The 19,480-nt window shown below is 58.8% G+C and carries 18 protein-coding genes, 1 tRNA gene and 2 pseudogenes; 12 read left to right on the forward strand and 9 right to left on the reverse strand.

What is annotated here, in order from left to right; genetic code table 11:
• Positions 1–170 precede the first annotated feature (170 nt).
• The 3 genes from ACB040_RS19920 to ACB040_RS19930 form a co-directional block, all read right to left on the reverse strand.
• The gene (locus ACB040_RS19920) at positions 171–722 is read right to left on the reverse strand and encodes a hemerythrin domain-containing protein (protein WP_005362195.1); all 552 of its coding nucleotides are present in this window, start codon (positions 720–722) and stop codon (positions 171–173) included.
• 70 nt (positions 723–792) lie between these two features.
• Positions 793–1,470 carry a uracil-DNA glycosylase gene (gene ung / locus ACB040_RS19925; protein ID WP_005353881.1) on the reverse strand — a complete coding sequence of 226 codons (678 nt, stop codon included), beginning with the start codon at positions 1,468–1,470 and terminating at the stop codon, positions 793–795.
• A gap of 69 nt (positions 1,471–1,539) precedes the next feature.
• A complete protein-coding gene (locus ACB040_RS19930; protein WP_338772242.1) occupies positions 1,540–2,280 on the reverse strand; it encodes a transporter substrate-binding domain-containing protein in 741 nt (246 codons plus the stop codon).
• Positions 2,281–2,649: 369 nt separating this feature from the next.
• On the opposite strand from ACB040_RS19930, the gene grcA reads away from it, so the two are divergent.
• Positions 2,650–3,030 (forward strand): autonomous glycyl radical cofactor GrcA, encoded by a 381-nt coding sequence (gene grcA / locus ACB040_RS19935; protein WP_005334936.1) that lies wholly within the window; start codon positions 2,650–2,652, stop codon positions 3,028–3,030.
• Between the two features lie 150 nt (positions 3,031–3,180).
• Here the strand turns inward: grcA and kdsA are convergent, their stop codons facing one another.
• The 6 genes from kdsA to hemA form a co-directional block, all read right to left on the reverse strand.
• Positions 3,181–4,035: a 3-deoxy-8-phosphooctulonate synthase gene (gene kdsA, locus ACB040_RS19940; protein WP_158109807.1), complete on the reverse strand. Its 855-nt coding sequence runs from the start codon at positions 4,033–4,035 to the stop codon at positions 3,181–3,183.
• Positions 4,036–4,218: 183 nt separating this feature from the next.
• Entirely contained in the window at positions 4,219–5,019 is an 801-nt protein-coding gene (locus tag ACB040_RS19945; RefSeq protein WP_005362204.1) for a SirB1 family protein, read from the reverse strand.
• A 12-nt stretch (positions 5,020–5,031) separates the two neighbouring features.
• The gene (locus ACB040_RS19950) at positions 5,032–5,415 is read right to left on the reverse strand and encodes a SirB2 family protein (RefSeq protein ID WP_005334939.1); all 384 of its coding nucleotides are present in this window, start codon (positions 5,413–5,415) and stop codon (positions 5,032–5,034) included.
• A 56-nt stretch (positions 5,416–5,471) separates the two neighbouring features.
• Positions 5,472–6,323, reverse strand: coding sequence for a peptide chain release factor N(5)-glutamine methyltransferase (gene prmC, locus ACB040_RS19955; RefSeq protein ID WP_338772243.1), 852 nt, complete (start codon positions 6,321–6,323; stop codon positions 5,472–5,474).
• 61 nt (positions 6,324–6,384) lie between these two features.
• Positions 6,385–7,473, reverse strand: coding sequence for a peptide chain release factor 1 (gene prfA, locus ACB040_RS19960; RefSeq protein WP_005353897.1), 1,089 nt, complete (start codon positions 7,471–7,473; stop codon positions 6,385–6,387).
• 51 nt (positions 7,474–7,524) lie between these two features.
• Complete coding sequence (gene hemA / locus ACB040_RS19965) at positions 7,525–8,784, reverse strand: glutamyl-tRNA reductase (protein WP_005362209.1); 1,260 nt, start codon at positions 8,782–8,784, stop codon at positions 7,525–7,527.
• 126 nt (positions 8,785–8,910) lie between these two features.
• Here hemA and lolB point away from each other — a divergent pair, with 126 nt between their 5' ends.
• From lolB to ACB040_RS20020, 11 genes and pseudogenes are all read left to right on the forward strand, one after another.
• Positions 8,911–9,489 carry a lipoprotein insertase outer membrane protein LolB gene (lolB, locus tag ACB040_RS19970; protein ID WP_005353907.1) on the forward strand — a complete coding sequence of 193 codons (579 nt, stop codon included), beginning with the start codon at positions 8,911–8,913 and terminating at the stop codon, positions 9,487–9,489.
• Positions 9,489–10,359, forward strand: a pseudogene (ispE, locus tag ACB040_RS19975) (4-(cytidine 5'-diphospho)-2-C-methyl-D-erythritol kinase). Before lolB ends, ispE begins: the two are co-directional and overlap by 1 nt.
• Positions 10,339–10,413 (forward strand) — tRNA-Gln (locus ACB040_RS19980). The pseudogene ispE and the gene ACB040_RS19980 overlap by 21 nt, the downstream one beginning before the upstream one ends.
• Before the next feature lie 195 nt (positions 10,414–10,608).
• The gene (locus tag ACB040_RS19985) at positions 10,609–11,556 is read left to right on the forward strand and encodes a ribose-phosphate pyrophosphokinase (protein WP_005343846.1); all 948 of its coding nucleotides are present in this window, start codon (positions 10,609–10,611) and stop codon (positions 11,554–11,556) included.
• A 116-nt stretch (positions 11,557–11,672) separates the two neighbouring features.
• Positions 11,673–13,661, forward strand: a complete 1,989-nt coding sequence (locus tag ACB040_RS19990; protein WP_203118598.1) for a bifunctional UDP-sugar hydrolase/5'-nucleotidase — start codon at positions 11,673–11,675, stop codon at positions 13,659–13,661.
• A gap of 218 nt (positions 13,662–13,879) precedes the next feature.
• Positions 13,880–14,476, forward strand: coding sequence for an aminoacyl-tRNA hydrolase (gene pth / locus ACB040_RS19995; protein ID WP_058059203.1), 597 nt, complete (start codon positions 13,880–13,882; stop codon positions 14,474–14,476).
• A gap of 116 nt (positions 14,477–14,592) precedes the next feature.
• Positions 14,593–15,684 (forward strand): redox-regulated ATPase YchF, encoded by a 1,092-nt coding sequence (gene ychF, locus ACB040_RS20000; RefSeq protein ID WP_005353921.1) that lies wholly within the window; start codon positions 14,593–14,595, stop codon positions 15,682–15,684.
• Between the two features lie 333 nt (positions 15,685–16,017).
• Positions 16,018–16,968 carry a DUF932 domain-containing protein gene (locus tag ACB040_RS20005; protein WP_371156215.1) on the forward strand — a complete coding sequence of 317 codons (951 nt, stop codon included), beginning with the start codon at positions 16,018–16,020 and terminating at the stop codon, positions 16,966–16,968.
• A 94-nt stretch (positions 16,969–17,062) separates the two neighbouring features.
• Positions 17,063–18,052: pseudogene (locus ACB040_RS20010) on the forward strand (YqaJ viral recombinase family protein).
• Positions 18,049–19,032 carry a hypothetical protein gene (locus ACB040_RS20015; protein ID WP_371156213.1) on the forward strand — a complete coding sequence of 328 codons (984 nt, stop codon included), beginning with the start codon at positions 18,049–18,051 and terminating at the stop codon, positions 19,030–19,032. Before ACB040_RS20010 ends, ACB040_RS20015 begins: the two are co-directional and overlap by 4 nt.
• A 289-nt stretch (positions 19,033–19,321) precedes the next feature.
• Positions 19,322–19,480, forward strand: a 159-nt coding sequence (locus ACB040_RS20020; protein WP_371154943.1) for a recombinase family protein, incomplete at its 3' end; no start/stop codon positions are given.

Here is a 19,480-nt window from a genome sequence, read left to right on the forward strand (position 1 = left end):
CAGCAACTTCAGCTGGAGCTCGGCCCACCTCTATATGCTCTATCGCAACTTCCTGAAACCACAGGCGTAAGCTTGCTCCACCATGCAAAAGGCCTCCGGATGGAGGCCTTTCTGTTTTCACTCAAGTTGCACTCACACAATACCCGCCACGCGGCGGGTACGGGCTCGTTTTAGCCGTTAGTGAGCGGCAAAGAGAGGCGTTTGGCCAGTGCCTGGAAGTGCTGGCTCACCTCAGCCCCGAACAGGGGGTCGCCAATGGCGCGGTTCTGCCAGTTTTGCTCCAGATGACGCCAGTCATCCTCGGTCAGGGAGTCACGCAGATGGGGGAAGATCACCCCCTCTTCATAGTTCATGTGTGCCTCTTGCAGCTCCACGAAGCGCTCCAGCTTGGTGGTGAACTGATCGAGGGGGATCACCGCATCCATCAGGATCATCTCCACCATCTCCTTGAGATCGGCCCCGGCCTCCAGCAGCTTGACGTGCTCCTCCTGCAGGCGGTTGGCGACCTCACCCTCCACCACCCGATATTTCAGGTAGTAGTCATAGATGAGGTCTTCCTTGGGATGGTGGTACTTGTCAGAGACCTCCCGCAGGTAGTCGATGACATCGCGCACCAGAAAATAGCTGATGGGCTCTTCGGCACGAATGGCTGCCAGCTTGTGCTTGAGCAGCTCCAAAAGTCGGGCGATGTTGAGATGGTCCTTGTGCAGACTGGATAACATGGGCACTCCTTGGCTCTGAATTAATCTTATGTCCCTGAGTATACGGTCATTTGTCGCCCGAACTTTGCACTCAATCAAGTGGGATGCAGACAGATTTCCACTCTATCGGACTCTTGCCCTGTTGTTCCAGCAAGCGATTGGTCTCGCTAAAGTGACCGCAACCGATGAAACCGCGGTGGGCAGAGAGTGGGCTCGGGTGCGGCGCGGTCAGCACATAGTGGCGCTGGCGGTCGATGAAACGTCCCTTCTTCTGGGCGTGGGCACCCCACAGCAGGAACACCACGCCCTGACAGCTGGCATTGATCTGCTCGATGACCCGATCGGTAAAGGTCTCCCATCCCAGATGGGCGTGAGAGTGAGCCTGACCGGCCTGCACCGTCAGCACAGTGTTGAGCAGCAAGACTCCTTGTTTGGCCCAGGATTCGAGAAAGCCGTGATTGGGTGTGACGAAACCTGGCAGGTCACGCTGCATCTCTTTATAGATGTTGACCAGTGAGGGGGGCGTACGCACGCCGGGTAGAACGGAGAAACAGAGACCGTGCGCCTGATTGGGGCCGTGGTAGGGATCCTGCCCCAGGATCACCACCTTGACCTGATCCAGCTCGGTCAGCTTGAAGGCATTGAACACATCGGTAGCTGGCGGGTAGATCACCTTGCCCGCTTCCCGCTCGGCTCTGACAGTTGCCAGCGTACTCTTGAAATAGTCCTGCTCTTTCTCAGAGCCAATCACATCACTCCAGGTCAGCACCCCGGCCTCCTCACTTGATACGACGAAGGGCTCAGGATAGGGGGCCAGCCCGCAAGACGCAACCGTGGCTCACGCTTTCCAGAGCCTGGCGAGGCGTCCCGAGCGCTCCAGCTTGCGCAGGCCGGTATTGAACAGCAGCATCAGACGGCGCGCCTCGGGATCAGCCTTGCGCATTAGCAGGTATCCCGGTTGCGACCAGATGGGGTCGGCGGCACCGGTCAGTGACAGCGATTGGGGATGACGAACGAGTGCCTGCTGGAACAGAGTCTGTGCCACCTGCTCATCCATCACCAGATAGTGGATCCGCCCGTCGAGCAGCTTGCCCATGCTCTCTTCATCAGAATCTGACCACTCGAGGGTGAGCCCGGCTTGGCGGGCGGCAAAACCATCGCCATAGAAATAGCCACGGGTCACCCCGACCGGCTCGTGTTTCAGCTCACCCAGATTGACCACGGGTGTACCAGTCAACGTTATCAGGCGAGTGGTGAAATGGCCGAGCGAAGCGGAGAGATAGAAAAGCTGCTCCCGCTCGCGGGAGCGAAACCAGGGCATGGTGACCACATAGCGCCCCTCCAGAGTCAGTCGGTAAGCCTCGGCCCAGGAATAGAAGTGAAAGCTGACATCGAGCCCCTCTTCGGCAAAGGCCTGACGCACCACCTCACAGAGAAAGCCCTGATTGGGCAGCGCCTCACTGATATAAGGTGGCCACTCGCCCACAGCAATACGCACCGTCTCGGCCCGCACCGCAACACTGCTTGCCCAGCAACAGAACAGGGCCAGCCATGCCCACTTTCGCCACCCATTATTCACCCGACACTCTCCTCGCTTTTTTTTGCTGAGTGTAGCCAACCCCTCAATTAACCTCAGAAAAAGCCGAAAAGATGTAGTTAAATTACTAGATTAACGAGATAAAAGATGCATAATTTGGATATCTTACAAAATCAGAAAAATGACCTATTTTTGATTCAACTCAAGAATTTAATCCCATTGAAATGGTGCTTTGTCGGATTTTCTTGATCTAAATCAATTTTGGTAATATTACCACCGTGGTATATATGACCCCATCAAAGAAAAGGTGTAAGGCAAGGGCCCTTTAAGTCATCGCCATCGACGGTAGCTTAAATACATCAGGGTAATTTCCTTACAGTTGGATTCGCGTTCCCATTGAGGAGTCATACCATGATCAAAGGCATTCAAATCACCCAGGCCGCCAACACCGCTCTGCTGAACTCTTTCTGGCTGCTGGACGAAGAGAAGCAACAAGCTCGCTGCATCTGCGTCAAAGGCGATGCTTTCGCTGCCGATCAAGAAGTGCAACTGGCTGACCTGGGTCAGTTCGAATACCGCGAACTGCCGGTTCAGGCTGAACCTGCTGTTGAAGGTGGCCAGCACCTGAACGTCAACGTGCTGCGTCGCGAAACTCTGGAAGATGCTATCGAAAACCCGGAGAAGTACCCGCAGCTGACCATCCGTGTATCTGGCTACGCAGTGCGTTTCAACGCCCTGACCCCGGAACAGCAGCGTGACGTGGTTACCCGTACTTTCACCCAGAGCCTGTAATCAGCGCCCTACAGTGAACAGCTGATACTCGCAGTATCAGCACAAAAAAACGGCCAATCGGCCGTTTTTTTATGCGTGCTTGTCGCCGCATCCTTATCAAAAAATACCCCGCATTGCGGGGCATTTTCATCAGGCATGACAGCGTCGGGATCAGGCCGAGGTATCGAGGGGTTCGAAGCCCTTGATCAGGTCATCGATGGCCTTCATCTGTTTGAGGAAGCCTTCCAGCTTCTCCAGCGGCAGGGCACTCGGGCCATCGCAGCGAGCAATTCTCGGATCCGGGTGGGATTCGATAAAGAGACCGGCCAGACCGACCGCCATGCCGGCACGTGCCAGCTCGGTCACCTGTTCGCGACGACCACCGGAGGCGGCACCCAGCGGATCACGGCACTGCAGGGAGTGGGTCACGTCAAAGATCACCGGATAGCCACCGGTGCTCTTCTTCATCACGCCCAGGCCCAGCATGTCCACCACCAGGTTGTCGTAGCCGAAATTGGCACCGCGCTCGCACAGGATCAGCTGATCGTTGCCGCACTCCTCGAACTTGTCGGTGATGTTCTTCATCTGACTTGGGCTGAGGAACTGCGGCTTCTTGATGTTGATAACGTTGCCGGTGCGGGCCATGGCTTCCACCAGATCAGTCTGGCGCGCCAGGAAGGCGGGCAGCTGGATAACGTCAACCACCTCGGCGACCGGCTTGGCCTGATGGGGTTCGTGCAGATCGGAGATGACCGGCATGCCGAAGGTCGCTTTCAGCTCCTGGAAAATCTTCATCCCCTCTTCCAGACCCGGACCGCGGTAGGAGTGGATGGAGGAGCGGTTGGCCTTGTCCCAGCTCGCCTTGAAGACAAACGGGATGCCCAGCTTGCTGGTCACTTCCACGTACTTCTCGCACACCGCCATCGCCATGTCGCGGGATTCCAGCACGTTCATGCCGCCAAACAGCACGAACGGTTTATCGTTGGCAACGTCGATCTGGTTGATCTTAATATTCTTCTGTTCCATCTAAGACATCCTTAATAAAAGGGCCTGAAGCCTAGTTACTCTGTTGCGACCGGGCGCAGCGGCCTTGATATTCTTCTGTTTCAACTCCAAGACATCCTTAATAAAAGGGCCTGAAGCCTAGTTAATCCGTTGCGACCGGACGCAGCGGCCTTGATATTCTTCTGTTTCAGTTTCAAGCCGCCCTTAATGGAGGGGCTTGGGGCTCAGATCCAGCGCGGCCAGTTGCACTTTCAGCACATCGGCCACCGGATCGTCCGGGCATTGTTCAATAAAATATTCAAAATCGTCTGCGGCCTGGCGCGGGCAATCGAGCTGCTCGTAGATAAAGCCGCGATCCCGCGTCTCCAGCGGATCGCCGGGCTTCATCCGCAACAACAGCTCGCTGCAACGCAGCGCCTCGGGCATGCGATCTTCCCGCAGCAGGGCCCCCTTGCTGACGTTGAGCAGCCGTTCAATGATCTCCCACTGGCCGGAGGGCTGCAGGTAGTCGGGAGTGAGGGTCGCCAAGTCCCCCAACGCACCGCGCAGCAGCAGCTCGATGCGGGCCAGACTCAGCTCGTCGCCGGTAAAGGGGTCGACATAGACCTCCCCCTCACCACCGGCAAAGCTCACCAGGAAGTGGCCGGGGAAGCAGATCCCCTCCACATCGAGCCCAAGCTTGCGTCCCAGCTGGATGATGAGAATACCGAGGCTGACCGGGATCCCCTTGCGCTGAACCAGCACCTGATTGAGATCGCAGTTGTTGGCAGAGAAATAATCCTGCCAGTCGCCATGAAAACCGAGGCTGTGGTAGAAGCCCTGCAGCAACTGCTGGCGCACCTCGTCGCAGGTGCCCTCTTCAATCTGCTCATCCAGCCACTCGTCCAGCAGGTTCAACTCGCGGATCCCCTCCTCGACCGAGCCATAAATCTCGTCGCTGACTGACAACGCCAGCTCGGTGATGTCGTGGGCTTCAAAATCGGTCCATTCGTCTATGTGTAACATTCTCTTCATGCCTTAGCCGAACACACTCGTCTGTTTGAGCACTGCCAACTTGGCAATAAAGTAGATCCAGCCGAGCGCCCCCAGAAAGGAGCACCAGCGCACCAGATTGCTTTTGGCCAGCCGCAGCGCCATCGCCGCCAGAAATACCAGCACCAGAATGGCCATCAGCTTCTCGCTGAGCCAGGGCGTTCCGTTATTGAGCGGGTTGAGATCCAGCACCATGCAGAGCAATACGCCGGAGAGCACCACCAGACCGTTGAGCCAGCCGCTGACCTTCATCACCGGCGCGCTATAGGCTCGGCCAGTGGCGGTCTGTACCCAGTAGAAGCGGAGCATAAACATCAGCACGGCCCCGGCAATCAGGGTGAGGTGCAGGTGTTTGAGCACAAAAACCATATTCAATCCTTGCATGGGGGCGCACAGGCAACCCGCCGTGTAACAGTGAGGAACCGTCAGCGCAGCGGGCAGAGGCCCAGCGTCACCCTGTCGTTATCCCCGTAATCGCGCACCGTGGCTACCTCGCGGTAGCCGCTATCACGCAGCAACTGACGCACCGCCTCCCCCTGATCCCAGCCATGTTCCAGCAGCAACCAGCCGTCAGGCAACAGATAAGCGGGAGCATGGGCCACGATGTGGCGGATATCAGCCAGCCCGGCGTCATCGGCAACCAGCGCCGAGCGGGGTTCAAAGCGCACGTCACCCTGCTCGAGATGGGGATCGGCGCCATCAATATAGGGGGGATTGGAGACAATCACCGCAAAACGTGGCGTATTGTCGCGATCCGGCTCGCCAAGGGGCTCGAACCAGCTACCGTCGCGCACCTCGATGGGCAACCCCAGCGCGGCGCTGTTCTCGCGGGCCAGCGCCGCGGCATCCGCCATCCGATCCACCGCCCACACATCGACCTCGGGCCGCTCGGACTTGAGCGCCAGCGCGATGGCGCCGGTGCCGGTGCCGAGATCCAGCACGGCGTACGGCCCCTGCGGGATTCTGGTCAGCGCCTGCTCCACCAGCACCTCGGTATCGGGGCGCGGGATCAGGGTCGCCGGGCTCACTTTCAGCGGCAGCGACCAGAACTCCCGCTCGCCCACCAGATGGGCGATGGGTTCGCCGTTGAGACGACGAGCCAGCCACCCCTGCAGGGTGGCCTGCTGGGCGGCATCCAGCTCACGCTCGGGCCAGGTCATCAGATAGCTGCGACGACACCCGAGCAGATGGCAGAGCAGTACATCGGCATCGGCGCGGGGGGACTCCCCCTCAGCCAACACAGTCATGATATGGGCGCGGGCCTGCTGGATCTGCATCAGTGCCACTCCACCTTATGGGCACGACACTTAATGCGAGCTTGCCGGATCACCATTTGCATCAGTTGTTCTCGGCCAGCGAGGCGAGCTGATCGGCCTGATACTCCTGCACCAGCGGTGTGATGACGCAGTCCAGATCCCCTTCCAAAATTTCGGAGAGGCGATAGAGGGTCAGGTTGATGCGGTGCTCGGAGAGGCGACCCTGCGGGTAGTTGTAGGTACGAATGCGCTCGGAGCGATCGCCGGAGCCCACCAGATTGCGGCGGGTGCTCTGCTCGGCGGCGCGGTGGCGCTCATCCTCGGCCGCTTGCAGGCGGGCGGAGAGCACCGACATCGCCTTGGCGCGGTTCTTGTGCTGGGAGCGCTCGTCCTGACACTCCACCACCAGACCGGTCGGCAGGTGGGTGATGCGGATGGCCGAGTCGGTCTTGTTGACATGCTGACCACCGGCACCGGAGGCACGGAAGGTGTCGATCTTCAGATCTGAAGGGTTGATCTCGATCTGCTCGGCTTCCGGCACTTCCGGCAGCACGGCGACGGTACAGGCGGAGGTGTGCACCCGCCCCTGAGATTCGGTCTCCGGTACCCGCTGTACCCGGTGACCACCGGATTCAAACTTGAGGCGGCCATAGACGCGCTCGCCGTCGATCTTGGCGATCACCTCCTTGTAGCCACCGTATTCACCGTCATTGCAGCTGACGATGGAGACGCGCCAGCCCTGACGCTCGGCAAACCGTGAATACATGCGGAACAGGTCACCGGCAAAGATGGCCGCCTCGTCGCCACCGGCACCGGCGCGGATCTCCAGATAGCAGTTATTGTCATCCTTGGGATCCTTGGGCAGCAACATCAGTTGCAGCTCCTGCTCCAGCGCCTCCAGATTGGCCTTGGCCAGCGGCAGCTCCTCCTGCGCCATCTCGCGCAGGTCAGCATCGTCCTCCTCCAGCATCATCTGGGTGGTCTCCAGATCATCCTGAGCCTGACGGTAACGCTGGAAGGCGTGAACGATATCTTCCAGCTGGGCATATTCGCGGGTCAGGGCGCGGTAGCGATCCTGATCCGAGACCACATCCGGCTCGCCGAGCATGGCCTGTACTTCTTCGTGGCGCTCGATGAGGCCTTCCAGCTTTCTGATCAGTGACGGATTCATAACTCTTGCATTCTCAATGGAGGACGGGACAACCGGCAGGTTGCCCGAAAATTATGGCTCTTGTGACAACCCCAGCGCCTGCCGCAAGCGGGAGAGCTCGCTCTGATCCCCCTGGGAGGCAGCCTGGCGCAACGCCTGGGTCGGCGCGTGGATCAATTTGTTGGTGAGGCGATGGGCCATCGCCTTGAGCGCCTGTTCGGCACTCTCGCCCTGCGCCAATGCCAGCAGGGCCCGTTGCAACTCTTCATCAGCCACTTGCTGTGACTGATGGCGGTAATCGCGAATGAGATCGACCGAGCTCTGGCCGCGATACCAGCCCATAAACTCGTCGCGCTCTTCCTGCACGATCACTTCCGCCTGTGCGGCAGCCCGTTTACGGGTTTCGAGGTTCTGCTCGATGATCCCCTGCAAATCATCCACCGTGTAGAGATAGGCATCGGAGAGCTCATCGACTTCGGCTTCGATGTCGCGCGGCACGGCAATATCCACCAGAAACATGGGTTTGAAGCGGCGGGCCTTCAGCGCGCGCTCCACCATCCCCTTGCCGATGATGGGCAGTGGGCTGGCGGTCGAGCTGATGACAATATCCGCCTCGTGCAGATAGTCGGGGATCTCTTCGAGCGTCATCACCTGGGCACCGAATTCGGCCGCCAGGGTCTGGGCGCGCTGCAGGGTGCGGTTGGCCACCATCATCTTGGTGACGTTCTGCTCGCGCAGGTGACGGGCAACCAGTTCAATGGTCTCCCCCGCCCCGACCAGCAGCACCTTGGTCTGGGAGAGATCGGAGAAGATCCGCCGACCCAGACTGACGGCGGCAAACGCCACCGACACGGCACTGGCGCCAATCTCGGTATCGGTACGCACCCGTTTGGCCACCGAGAAGGATTTCTGGAACAGCCGCTCCAGCGCTCCCTTCACCGACTCCGCCTGCTGGGCATGGGCGTAGGATTGCTTGATCTGCCCCAGGATCTGCGGCTCCCCCAACACCAGCGAGTCGAGCCCGCACGCCACCCGCATCAGGTGGCGCACCGCCTCTTCATCGTGATGCTGATAGATGGCAGTGACCAGTTCGGCCGCGTCCAGCCCGTGGAACTGCTGCAGCCAGCGCAGCACTTGCTCCTGCCGCTCCTCCTCCAGATTGCAATAGAGTTCGGTCCGGTTGCAGGTGGAGACGATCACCGCCTCGCTGACACCGGGTTGGCTCACCAGCTCACGCAAGGCGCGATCGATGCAGTCCGGGCCAAAGGCGACCCGTTCCCGCAAGGCGACACTGGCGGTGTTGTGGTTGATTCCGAGGGCAAGCAAACTCATGAGTGGGCGACGATCATTTCATACGCTGGGTGCAAAGGCTGCCAATTGTACGAGAAAGGGTAAGTCTTTAAAAGCAATACGGCCGCCCCGTATACTGTGGCAAATTCCTCTCTCTGGAGCCGTCTCTTGCTGCTACGTATTTTTACCCTCACCTGCCTGCTGTTGCTGGCCGGTTGTGCCACCACCCAGCCCCAGCGTGACCAGGTGAACTGGAACCAGGAGCGGACCCGTCTCGAGCAACTGACCCACTGGCAGCTATCCGGCAAGATGGCCATCATCACGCCACAGCAAAAGGGCAGCGCCCGTCTCAACTGGCAGCAGGATGGGGAGGATTATCGCCTCAACCTCACCAGCCTGATCGGCACCAGCATTCTGGAGCTCTCCCGCAGCAAGGGGGAGATCACCCTGCTCGACAGCGACGGCAATCGCCACCAGAGCCAGGATGCCGAAGCACTCATCTATCAACTGACCGGCTGGAATATTCCGGTTGCGGGATTGCCAGAGTGGATTAAGGGGCTGCCGGGTCAGGCGGAGTTTGAACTCAACCCCGACAGCAGTCTGGCCAGCGTGCGTGACGGCCAGTGGCAGATCGTCTATGGCGATTATCGGGATCAGGATGGCTACCGCCTGCCGCACCAGCTGACCATGACCGGCCAGAACAGCCGCCTCAAGCTTCAGATCAACCAATGGACTCTTGCACGTTAATGGCTTCCACACGCTGGCCGGCACCGGCCAAACTCAACCTGTTTCTACACGTCAATGGCCGTCGTCCCGATGGCTATCACGAGCTGCAGACCCTGTTTATCTTCCTCAACCACAGCGACTGGCTCGAGTTCGAGGTGATACCGAATAGCGACACTCTCACCCTGACGCCGGCCATTCCCGGGGTGCCGGATGAGCAGAATCTGATTATCCGGGCGGCGCGCCTGCTGCAAGCAACCCTGCCGAGCCCGCAAGGTGCCCATATCCGGCTGGAGAAAGTGCTACCCATGGGGGGCGGCATTGGCGGCGGTTCATCCGATGCAGCGACCACGCTGGTGGCGCTTAACCACCTCTGGCAAGCGGGTTTGAGTGAAGATGAACTGGCGGCGCTCGGCGTCCAGTTGGGGGCTGATGTACCGGTGTTTGTTCGTGGCAAGGCGGCCTTTGCCGAAGGAGTGGGCGAGCGGCTGCAACCGGTCGAACTGCCCGATGCCTGGTATCTGGTGCTCAAGCCCGATTGCCATGTGGCGACCGCGGCCGTATTCCAGGATCCGGACCTGCCGAGAGCCACGCCGAAAATGGCGCTGGACAACCTGCTGGAAGGCGAGTGGAAAAACGATTGCGAATCACTGGTGAAAAAGCGCCACCCCGAGGTTGCCAATGCGCTCGGCTGGTTGCTAGAATACGCGCCGTCAAGAATGACGGGCACAGGAGCCTGCGTCTTTGCTCAATTTGAAGACGAAGTGACTGCTCGGGAAGTGTTGGCCTGCGTGCCGAAGGGACTTGATGGGTTTGTCGCCAAGGGCGAGAACATATCACCTCTCTTCTCCACATTGCAACAGTTCAAATGATTGGGGTATCGCCAAGCGGTAAGGCAGCGGGTTTTGATCTCGCCATTCCTAGGTTCGAATCCTAGTACCCCAGCCAATTTTACCGAACGGTATTGATGATGATTAACGTGGCCGGTTTTGCACTCGGCCACGGATTCGGGTTACCGGTATCATCACATTCATTGGGCAGCAGACACCTTGTACGTTATCTTGATAAATCGTTTGCCCCAAAACGATAGGGTCTGATTTCAGACTCCCCCACATACTGGATGCAACCCCGAGGTTTCAAACCGTGCCTGACATGAAGCTGTTTGCTGGTAACGCAACGCCGGAACTAGCCCAGAAGATCGCAGATCGCCTGTTTATCAAACTCGGCAATGCTGCCGTAGGTCGCTTTAGCGACGGCGAGATCAGCGTACAGATCAATGAGAATGTACGTGGTGGCGATATCTTCATCATTCAATCCACCTGTGCCCCGACCAACGACAATTTGATGGAATTGATCGTCATGGTGGATGCTCTGCGTCGTGCTTCAGCTGGCCGTATCACTGCCGTTATCCCCTACTTTGGTTATGCCCGTCAGGATCGCCGCGTCCGCTCCGCCCGTGTACCCATCACCGCCAAGGTTGTCGCTGACTTCCTCTCCAGCGTGGGTGTGGATCGCGTGCTGACCGTTGACCTGCATGCCGAACAAATTCAAGGTTTCTTCGACGTTCCGGTAGACAACGTGTTCGGTAGCCCGGTGCTGCTGGAAGACATGAAGTCCAAGAACCTCGAGTCTCCTGTCGTTGTCTCCCCGGACATCGGTGGCGTCGTGCGTGCCCGCGCCATCGCCAAGCTGCTGGATGACACCGACATCGCCATCATCGACAAGCGCCGTCCCCGCCCGAACGTCTCCCAGGTCATGCACCTGATCGGTGACGTTGCCGGCCGCGATTGCATCATCGTTGATGACATGATCGACACCGGCGGCACCCTGTGCAAAGCCGCAGAGGCCCTGAAAGAGCGCGGTGCCAAGCGTGTATTCGCTTACGCTACCCACCCGGTCTTCTCCGGTTCCGCCGTCGAGAACATCAAGAACTCCGTGATCGATGAACTGATCATCACCGACTCCATCCCGCTCACTGCGGAGATGAAAGCGGTAGGCAAGGTCAAGCAGCTGACGCTGTCAACTGTACTGGCCGAAGCCATTCGTCGCATCAGCAACGAAGAGTCCATCTCTGCCATGTTTGAGCATTGATAGATTCAGCAATAACGAAAACCGCCATCAGGCGGTTTTCGTCTTTCTGGACCTTCTCTTTCCAACTTTCTGCTATCTGGTACGACCCTGCCCCCGGCAGGCTTAAGGATTTACCCATGAATTGCTTGCGTCCCCTCCTGCTCGCGACCCTCACCTCCGCCCTGTTCGCCTGTCAGCCCGCCAAAGAAAACCCGCCCTTCGTGCTGACCCTGGCTCACATGAACGACACCCACTCCCAGTTTGATCCGGTCAATGCCGAGATCAAAGGGCAGATCTTTGCCCCGCAGGGGGAGACGGACACCCTCTATACCCGCTTTGGCGGTTATCCGCGCCTGCTGACCATGGCGAAAGCCTATCAGGCCGATGCGCTGGCCAAGAACCAACCCTTGCTGCTGCTGCACGGCGGCGATGCCTGGCAGGGCAGTGGCTACTTCAAACTCAACGAGGGGATGGCCAACGCCGAGTTGCTGAGCCAGTTCGGCCTCGATGCCATGGCGCTGGGCAACCACGAGTTCGATCTGGATAACCAGAAGCTGGCCCGCTTCATCGAGGGGGTCAACTTCCCGGTGCTGGCCGCCAACCTCGACACCAAGGCCGATCCGGCCCTCAGCAAGGCTGACAACCTCAAGCCCTTCGTGGTCTATGCCTTTGACGGCAACCAGAAGAGTCCGGTCACCGCTCTCGACAACCTGCCACAAGGAAAACAGCTGGTCGCCGTCATAGGTCTGGTACTGGAAGACATGGGCAATATCGCCCCCAACGTCGGCAAGCTGCGCTTTGGCAAGGAGGTCGCCTCGGCTCAGGCCACGGTCGACATGCTGCAAGCCAAGGGGATCCATCAGATCGTGGCACTGACCCACATCGGCAACGAGCGGGATCTGGCGCTGGCCGCCAAGGTAAACGGCCTCGATGCCATCGTCGGCGGCCACTCCCACAGCCTGCTCGGCGATTTTCGCAATATCGGCTGGGGCAAGACCGGCGATTACGCCAAGCTGGTGACCAATCCGGATGGCATCGGCAAAACCTGCGTGGTGCAGGCGGGCTCCTACGCCCAGGCCATCGGTCTGGCACAGGTGACCTTTGACAGCCAGGGTCAGGTGACCGACTGCCAGGGCCACAACAGCCTGCTGGCCAGCCGCGATTTCTTCGCCGATGCGGCGCGCAAGCAGGCGCTCGACGATGCCCGCAGCAAAGAGGCAAGCCAGTTTGTCGACAACCAGCCCAATCTGGTGACAGTGGATGAAGATCCGCGCCTGCGCGGCATCATCGACAGCCACTACAAACCAGCGCTGGAGAAAGCCTACGGGCCTGTGATCGGCACCATCCCCGAGCAGCTGCAAAATGCCCGTCGTCCCGGTGACAACGGCAGCGACAACCACGGCTCAGATGTGGCTCCGCTGGTTGCCGAAGGGGAGTTCTACTGGGCCAATACCCCAGCAGTGCAAGCTCTGACCGGCGGCCCGGTCGATTTTTCTCTGGTGGCGGTGGGCGGCGTGCGCGCCGACCTGCCTGCAGGCGAATGGCGTGAGGGGGATAGTGCCCTCACCCTGCTGCCGTTCAAGAACCAGCTCTCGGTGCTGACCCTGACTGGCGCCGAGGTGCGCGCCCTGCTGACCGAAACCATCACCGCCACCCTGCCCGCCAGCGCCCATGCCGGCAAGTTCCCCTATGGCGGCCACCTGCGTTACACCTTCCATGAGACCGACGCAGGCAAAGCGGGCACCCTGACCCAATTGCAGCGCAAGACCGCAAGCGGCGAGTGGCAGGATCTGGTGGATAGCCAGCACTATCGGGTGGTGATGAACGCCTACAGCGCCAACGGCAACGATGGCTGGCAAGCACTGGCCAATGCCCAGCGTCAGAAGAGCGAGCGGGTCGACATCGCCAGCGTCAATGGCAAGCAGACCGCCTTCCCGGTGCTCAAAGTGGCACAAAATGGCGAGTTGCTCGGCCCCGTCTATGCCCCGGGCCAGGCCCTCGATTGCAAAGCCAGCGGCGTGGATTGCGGCACCGATGCAGCCTCTTTCGTGGAGTATGTGCGCGATGCCCGTCCCACGCTGACCGCACTGGATGAAGAGACCGTCACCCTGCTGCGTACCAAATAACGACGGTAGTCAACCGGGCACAATCCATCGGTAAACTGAAACGGGCCTCTTGCAAGAGGCCCGTTTGCCCACCGTTAGCCACCCATTGGCCGCAATAATGCTGCAAATCCCGCCATAACATGCTCATTGGTTGAGTGATCGCCACTCGGCGGCTAGAATATTGCGTCCTATTGCCCTGGGTAGTGTGCCCACGGCAGCTGCGAGTGAAGACATCAAGCGTGACAAGCGAAATCAAACTGATCGTCGGACTGGGCAACCCCGGCCCGGAATATGCCAAGACCCGCCACAACGCGGGCGCTTGGTATGTGGAGCAACTGGCCCGCTGGCACAATGTCAGCCTGCGTGAAGAACCCAAGTTCTTCGGCCATACTGCCCGCATCCTGGTCGAGGGGCAGGATGTGCGGCTGCTCATCCCGAACACCTATATGAACCTCTCTGGCAAGGCGGTGGCCGCACTGGCGCGTTTTTATCAGATTGAACCGGAAGCGATACTGGTTGCCCATGATGAGCTGGACCTGCCGCCAGGCATCGCCAAGTTCAAGCAGGGTGGTGGTCACGGTGGCCATAACGGCCTCAAGGACATCATCGCCAAGATGGGCAACAACAATAACTTCTTCCGGCTGCGTCTCGGGATCGGCCATCCCGGTAGCAAAGAGCAGGTGGCTGGCTTCGTCCTGACCAAGGCTCCCAGCAGTGAACAGAACCTGATCGACGCCGCGCTGGACGAGTCCCTGCGCGCCACCGATATCCTGTTCAAACAAGATATGACCAAGGCCATGAATCGCTTGCACAGCTTCAAGGCTGAAAAGGGTTAGGTCGGTTTGACCCTGTACGGGCATTGTGCCGGTACATGAGCAACGACCAGAACAAGCATGACATGGGCCGCCTGCGGGCGCCCCCCAACAGCATCCATCAAGTAAGGTAACAATCCATGGGTTTTAAATGCGGTATCGTGGGCCTGCCCAATGTAGGCAAATCCACCCTGTTCAACGCGCTGACCAAGGCCGGTATCGAAGCCGCCAACTTCCCGTTCTGCACCATCGAGCCGAACACAGGTGTGGTGCCGATGCCGGATCCCCGCCTCGATCAGCTGGCTGCCATCATCAATCCGCAGCGCGTTGTGCCGACCACCATGGAATTCGTCGACATCGCCGGTCTGGTTGCCGGTGCCTCCAAGGGTGAAGGTCTGGGTAACCAGTTCCTGGCCAACATCCGTGAAACCGAAGCGATCGGCCACGTAGTGCGCTGCTTCGACGACGAGAACATCATTCACGTTGCCGGCAAGGTCTCCCCTGCCGACGACATCGAAGTGATCAACACCGAGCTGGCCCTGTCGGATCTGGACGCCTGCGAGCGCGCCATTCACCGTCAGTCCAAGCGCGCCAAAGGCGGCGACAAGGATGCCAAGCTGGAAGTGGAAGTGCTTGAGAAGATCAAGGTTGCACTGGAAAACGGCCAGATGATCCGCGGCATGAAGCTGGATAAGGAAGAGCTGGCCGCCGTCAGCCACCTCAACTTCCTGACCCTGAAACCCACCATGTATATCGCCAACGTGGCGGAAGATGGCTTCGAGAACAACCCCTATCTGGACAAGGTGCGTGAAATCGCCGCCGCCGAGAACGCTGTCGTGGTCGTGGTCTGCTGCGCCATCGAAGCCGACATCGCCGAACTGGACGATGAAGATCGCGCCGAGTTCATGGCTGACCTGGGCATCGAGGAGCCGGGCCTGAACCGCGTTATCCGCTCCGGCTACCAGCTGCTCAACCTGCAGACCTACTTCACCGCCGGTGTGAAAGAGGTGCGCGCCTGGACTATTCCGGTCGGCGCCACCGCCCCGCAAGCGGCTGGCAAGATCCACACTGACTTTGAAAAAGGCTTTATTCGCGCCCAAACCATCGCCTTTGAAGACTTTATCAACTACAAGGGTGAGCAAGGCGCCAAGGAAGCGGGCAAGATGCGCGCTGAAGGGAAAGATTACATCGTCAAAGATGGCGATATCATGAACTTCCTGTTCAACGTGTAATTAAATTTTTTTCTTACAAATCAAATGCTTGTGTATTATTGGTGCAGCAATAAATGAACCGAGTACACATTTGCGTACACACTGCGCAGTGCTAGGTTAAATCATTGCTCTCATAAAAAGGCCCATCTGTTGTCAGATGGGCCTTTCTCCATCCCTATGCTCCCCCTCCAAATGCCTTATCAATTTCTTCCATACTCCGAACCCAAAAGAACGCACTTCATACCAAATACGAAACACTATCGAAAAGAATCCTATTCAATAAACTTTCAAACCTATATCACCCCCATGAGTTAGCAGGCTGAATGTCTGCATTTCACTATTCCTGGAGGAGATATGGCTCACATGATCGACACCATGGCCTACACCGGCCAAACCCCTTGGCATGGCCTTGGCAATGTCTTGCCCCCGCAACAATCTCTCGATATCTGGCTGAAGGCAGCCGGGATGGATTGGACCATCGAGCAGAGCGACGTGATGTTTAACGTCGCCTCCGATGCACTGCATATCCGTCCCTACAGCGATAGCAAGGTGCTGTATCGCTCCGATACCCTCACCCCTCTGTCGGTGGTCTCAAGCCGCTACAACGTGGTACAGCCTCACGAGGTGCTGCACTTCTATCAAGACCTAGTGGAAGCCGGTGGCTTTGAGCTGGAAACAGCAGGCTCGCTCAAAGGCGGCCGCAAGCTGTGGGCACTGGCTAAAACCGGTCAGGACCTCAAACTCAAAGGCAATGACTTGGTAAAGTCCTATCTGCTGCTGGCGACCAGTTGCGACGGCACACTCTGCACCACGGCGCAGTTCACCTCGCTGCGGGTGGTCTGCAATAACACCCTGCAGATGGCACTGCGCGGTGCTACCGGAGCCATCAAGGTGCCCCACTCCACTCAGTTCGATGCCGCTGCAGTCAAAGAGTCGCTTGGGCTCGGGCTCTCTCATTGGGATGAGTTCAAGGCACAGACCAAGGCGCTGGCACAACGGCCCGTGTCCCCCGAAGAGGCGCTGCGCTTTTTCAGCGACCTGTTGGCGCAACCGCTGGATGAGGAGAACATCATTCTCACCAAGCCGGTACAACGCCTGCATGAGCTCTATCAGGGTGCGGGTATGGGTTCAGAGCTTGCCAGTTCCCGCAATACCGCCTGGGGGCTGGTCAATGCGGTAACGGAATACGTGGATCACCACCGCCGTGCCCGCAGCCAAGATCACCGGCTTGATTCCGCTTGGTTCGGTCAGGGTGCCCAACTCAAATCCCAAGCCTTGAATCAGGCACTCACTCTGCTGCAGTAACACCTCTTCCCTATTCAAACCGCATAACGACCTCACCCGGACTGGCGCAAGCCAATCCGGGCGTCGCCATTTATGCCGTCAACAAGGACTAGTCATGAAAGCAAAAGCCAAATATGGCCAAGCCCTACGGCTGGCCTCCACTACCCAATTAACCCGCGAGCAGTGGCTCGCTATCCGCAAACTTGGCATTGGCTCCTCCGATGCCGCAGTGGCAGTGGGGCTCTCTCCCTAAAAATGCCCGCTCAGCCTGTGGCTGGAGAAGACCGGTCGCAAGGAGCCGGAAGATATCTCCCATAAGGAAGCGGTGCTGTGGGGCATCGAGCTCGAACCTGTGCTGGCACAGGTCTATGCCAAGCGCACAGGCTACAAGGTGCGACGGGTTAATGCAGTGCTGCAACACCCCGAACAACCCTTCATGCTCGCCAACCTCGACCGAGAGGTGGTCGGCCATCCCGATGGGCCGGGCATCCTGGAGATCAAGACTGCCAGCTATCACAGCGCCCCCCAGTGGGAGGAAGGGGTGCCGGTGGCTTACCAGTGTCAGGTACTCCATCAGCTGGCTGTCACCGGACATGCCTGGGCCGAAGTGGCTGTGCTGATCGGCGGCCAGGATTTTCGGATTTACCGCATCGAGCGTGACGAAGAGAAGATCCAGGATCTCACCGAGCGGGAAGCGCAGTTCTGGCAGATGGTGCAACAAGACCAGCAGCCCGAGCCTGACGGCTCCAGTGATGCCGCCAATGCCCTGAGCTGGCTGTTTCCGCGTGACGATGGCCAGACGGTGGATCTCTCCGATTCTCCCGAGTTCAACCAGCTGTTTGGGGAGCTGCTGCGATTGCGTCAGCAAAAGGAAGCGGTCGAGCTGCAGGAGTCGCAGCTCAAGCAGCGGTTGCAAGCCACCTTGGGTGAAGCGACAGCCGGGCTGTTTGCCGATGGCAAGATCACCTGGAAGCGCAGTAAAGACCGGCTAGCACCGGACCTGGATAAGCTCGGTCAGGATCATCCCGACCTGCTCACCCTCTACGTCAAACCGGTACCCGGCGTGCGCCGTTTCACCATTCAACCCTTGAGGCAAACACCATGATCAAAGGACTGGCGATTACCCCGCCCGTGATCGGGCGGATCTGCATCGGCAAGCTGGTGCAAAAGCAGGATAAGTGGGTGCCGGAGAAGGACGACAGCTTCACTCTCACCACCCAGATACAACAAAAGGGGGGATGGTTACTCCATCCCCTGCATCAACACTACTCATCGCAGAAAAGTGGCCAAGGGCAGGAGCAGACCAAGATCCGCGCCATTCCGGTGCGCGTGCTGTTCAACGACAGCGACTTGAATCTGCGGGCGGAATACAGCGCGTTTGACCGGCAAACCGGCAGGCCGCTCTGTGTCGGGAATGGGGAGGTGGCAAGACGTGTGGGGGCACAAGGCATGGAGGAGGTCAGCTGCCCTGGGCCTGAGCGCTGTGCCTTTGCCGGCCAACAGGGTTGCAAGCTGTACGGGCGACTGAACCTGTTTGTGGAGGGGCAAGGGGATGAGCTGGGTAGCTTTATCTTCCGCACCACCGGCTACAACTCGGTGCGCACTCTGGCGGCTCGACTGAAGTACCTGGAGGCAGTGAGCGGGGGCCATACCCGCTATCTGCCGCTCACCCTGCGGTTGCGAGCCAAGAGCACCACCCAGTCGTACCGCACACCGGTCTACTACGTGGATTTAACCTTGCGGGAAGAAACCAACCTGACTGAGGCAGTCAGGCAAGCACAAGTGGCGGCACAGCGTGACCAGGAGGCAGGTCTCGCCATCGACCAGATGGAGCAGGCCGCGCGTGAATTGCTGCGTAACGGCCAGTTTGAAGATATCGATGAAGAGGTGCCGATGCTGCTGGAGGAGTTCTATCCCGAAGCCAAGAGCGACGAGACGGAAAATGGTCTCAATGGCGCTGTGGCGACAACTGCGCTTAACGCCCCGCTAGGCCAAGCGACCAGAACACCGCAGAAACCGCAACCACGAAGGAGCCCACTCACCAACAAATTGGGGAAAGGGACCCCATCCCCTTCCCCCGGTTAACTGCTGATGTCCCTCTGGAATGGGCAAGCGGTTCTACTGAATCATGAGGCCCTCCCTATAGGGCCCAGTTCACGACTTCCAGTCCGATTGCATTCGCAAATCGATATCCACGGCAATCACAGAACGGCTCATTACTGGAGCCAACTGCTGGCGCTGGGTCAATAGCTCAGGCCCTAGTGACATGCACGAATACGCACTAAAAAGGCACTGTTTTCAAGTCAATAGGGTTGGTTTAAGGCTTTTGACTTGTGCCGTCATTGTACCCTGCCCTATTGACCAGGAGGAGACCATGGCACTGGTGGGTTATGCACGCGTGAGTACCGTCGGGCAGAGCCTAGACACCCAGCTTCAGGCACTGGCTGAGTGCAGCACGATTTTTCAGGAGAAAGTCAGTGGGGCAAGGGACGACCGCCCCCAATTGGCTCAGTTACTCAACTTTGTGCGTGAG

Source organism: Aeromonas sp. S11(2024) (assembly GCF_041402345.1).
In the GTDB taxonomy this organism is placed as follows: domain Bacteria; phylum Pseudomonadota; class Gammaproteobacteria; order Enterobacterales; family Aeromonadaceae; genus Aeromonas; species Aeromonas veronii.

Excerpts from the sequence above, each read along its gene's own strand:
- ACB040_RS19990 (WP_203118598.1), top strand. The coding sequence starts at position 11,673 with ATGAATTGCTTGCGTCCCCTCCTGCTCGCGACCCTCACCTCCGCCCTG.
- hemA (WP_005362209.1), bottom strand. The coding sequence starts at position 8,784 with ATGAGTTTGCTTGCCCTCGGAATCAACCACAACACCGCCAGTGTCGCC.
- ACB040_RS19945 (WP_005362204.1), bottom strand. The coding sequence starts at position 5,019 with ATGTTACACATAGACGAATGGACCGATTTTGAAGCCCACGACATCACC.
- kdsA (WP_158109807.1), bottom strand. The coding sequence starts at position 4,035 with ATGGAACAGAAGAATATTAAGATCAACCAGATCGACGTTGCCAACGAT.
- grcA (WP_005334936.1), top strand. The coding sequence starts at position 2,650 with ATGATCAAAGGCATTCAAATCACCCAGGCCGCCAACACCGCTCTGCTG.
- prmC (WP_338772243.1), bottom strand. The coding sequence starts at position 6,323 with ATGCAGATCCAGCAGGCCCGCGCCCATATCATGACTGTGTTGGCTGAG.
- ychF (WP_005353921.1), top strand. The coding sequence starts at position 14,593 with ATGGGTTTTAAATGCGGTATCGTGGGCCTGCCCAATGTAGGCAAATCC.
- ACB040_RS20005 (WP_371156215.1), top strand. The coding sequence starts at position 16,018 with ATGGCTCACATGATCGACACCATGGCCTACACCGGCCAAACCCCTTGG.
- ACB040_RS19920 (WP_005362195.1), bottom strand. The coding sequence starts at position 722 with ATGTTATCCAGTCTGCACAAGGACCATCTCAACATCGCCCGACTTTTG.
- ACB040_RS19950 (WP_005334939.1), bottom strand. The coding sequence starts at position 5,415 with ATGGTTTTTGTGCTCAAACACCTGCACCTCACCCTGATTGCCGGGGCC.
- ACB040_RS20015 (WP_371156213.1), top strand. The coding sequence starts at position 18,049 with ATGATCAAAGGACTGGCGATTACCCCGCCCGTGATCGGGCGGATCTGC.
- prfA (WP_005353897.1), bottom strand. The coding sequence starts at position 7,473 with ATGAATCCGTCACTGATCAGAAAGCTGGAAGGCCTCATCGAGCGCCAC.